The organism is Mesorhizobium sp. M2C.T.Ca.TU.002.02.1.1 (assembly GCF_003997225.1).
Genome location: NZ_RZTO01001197.1, coordinates 1 through 1,294 on the forward strand (window position 1 = coordinate 1; position 1,294 = coordinate 1,294).

1 protein-coding gene is annotated in these 1,294 nt (G+C 60.3%); it reads right to left on the reverse strand.

Annotated features, from left to right (window positions below; all coding sequences use genetic code 11):
• Positions 1–224: 224 nt before the first annotated feature.
• Positions 225–1,118, reverse strand: a complete 894-nt coding sequence (locus tag EOD07_RS34690) for a branched-chain amino acid aminotransferase (RefSeq protein ID WP_127238377.1) — start codon at positions 1,116–1,118, stop codon at positions 225–227.
• Between the last annotated feature and the right edge of the window lie 176 nt (positions 1,119–1,294).

Sequence of the window (1,294 nt, forward strand, 5' to 3'; positions counted from 1 at the left end):
CGCCGCGCCGCCTGCCTGACCGCCGATGACACCCGTAATCACCTGAATAACGATCGCAACGAGCGTGTTCGTATCCATGTACCTAGTCCCTCCATAGCCGCCAGCCTCCTCGGGCCGACGCCATCATGAGACGCCGAATTGTTCGAAAGTCAAATGCGCAGGCGCTTAAATAAAAGGGGCGGCCCGAAAACCGCCCCTATTGCACAAAAAAGCTGTGACTATCGCTATTCTGCGGCAATCGCATGCTTTGGCTGCACCGCAGCCGAATAGTCATTCATCAACGTCTTGGCTATCTCGCCAACCTCGAATCGGTACGGACCGATCTCCGAAACCGGAGTGACCTCAGCTGCCGTCCCGGTGAGGAAGCACTGCTCGAAACCTTCGAGCTCCTCAGGCATGATGGCGCGCTCGACCAGATCGAAACCGCGATCCTTCGCCAGGCCGATCACCGTGCGGCGGGTTATGCCGTCGAGGAAGCAGTCGGGCGTGGGCGTATAGATCTTGCCGTCCTTGACGAAGAAGATGTTGGCGCCGGTGGCTTCCGCAACCTGGCCCCGCCAATCGAGCATCATGGCGTCGGCGTAGCCCTTGGCCTCCGCGGCGTGCTTGGAGAGCGTGCAGATCATGTAGAGGCCGGCGGCCTTCGACTTTGACGGCGCGGTACGCGGATCGGGCCGGCGCCACTCGGCGACATCGAGGCGGATGCCCTTGAGTTTCTGCGCGGGGTCGAAATAGCTCGGCCACTGCCAGATGGCGATGGCGCAGTTGATGCGGTTGTTCTGCGCCGAGACGCCCATCTGCTCGCTGCCGCGCCAGGCGATCGGGCGCACATAGGCGTCCTGGAAACCCTGCTTCTTCAAAAGCGTGCGGCAGGCCTCGTCGATCTCGGCGACCGGATAGGGAATCTTGAAGCCGAGCAGGCGCGCCGATTCATGCAGGCGCTCGTTATGCTCGGTCAGCTTGAAGATCTGGCCGCCATAGGCGCGCTCGCCTTCGAAGACGGCGCTGGCATAGTGCAGGCCATGGGTCAGCACATGGATCTTGGCGTCGGCCCATTTGACGAACTCGCCGTTCATCCAGATGAAGCCGTCCAATTGATCGAAGGGAACGGATGCCATGGAAACCTCCCGCGGGCGGGCGCCCGCAAAATCGTTGTGTTTTAAAGCCTTTCGTACCGGCCTCGCCACAGGATCCGAAACGTTGGCCAATGCATGAAAGCGTAGGCGGATATTCAATTCGTGGCAAACTCAGGAAGTTCCGGAAAAACGGCTTCCACTTGCCTTTTCGTTCGCAA

Coding starts and splice junctions, on each gene's coding strand:
- EOD07_RS34690 (WP_127238377.1), bottom strand. CDS start 1,118: ATGGCATCCGTTCCCTTCGATCAATTGGACGGCTTCATCTGGATGAAC.